1 protein-coding gene is annotated in these 417 nt (G+C 49.4%); it reads right to left on the bottom strand.

Annotated elements, in window-relative coordinates; translation table 11 throughout:
* On the bottom strand, positions 1-376 hold a 376-nt coding region (locus tag FJV41_RS56130; protein WP_181791621.1), incomplete at its 3' end, for a CSS-motif domain-containing protein.
* Positions 377-417: the final 41 nt, after the last annotated feature.

Raw genomic sequence — 417 nt, 5'->3', positions numbered from 1 at the left:
TTTTTATATAATTAGCCGTCTCAACATGCCAGGCCGTATCGGGATGAACGGCGGTTGAGCAAACGAAATCAGTGCCTTTCGCATAGATTAAATCATTGACGTAAAGCAGGCTGCGAACAATATCCAGCATATATCGCTGATGCTGCGGCGAACATATTATCCCCTGATATTGCATGGCCTTTTTACGCGCCTCCTCGACCTCATGAATAACCATTTCGGTTTTCTGCAGCGCCAGTTGAGAAAATGAGCGGAGCTGGTCGTCGGTTTCCACCTTTGCCCGGTGTTGGGCAAGCCAGGATGCCAGCACCATTGGCAGCAGGATAACCAGGGCAATACCGAGTACTTTCAACGCCTTATGCGGCGCGTTACGACTCATTTCCGCTTTATATCCATGCGATACGCCTTAGTCACGGTAAC

Origin of the sequence: Myxococcus llanfairpwllgwyngyllgogerychwyrndrobwllllantysiliogogogochensis (assembly GCF_006636215.1) — a bacterium.
In the GTDB taxonomy this organism is placed as follows: Bacteria; Myxococcota; Myxococcia; order Myxococcales; family Myxococcaceae; genus Myxococcus; species Myxococcus llanfairpwllgwyngyllgogerychwyrndrobwllllantysiliogogogochensis.
This window is presented reverse-complemented; position numbering and strand designations above follow the sequence as displayed.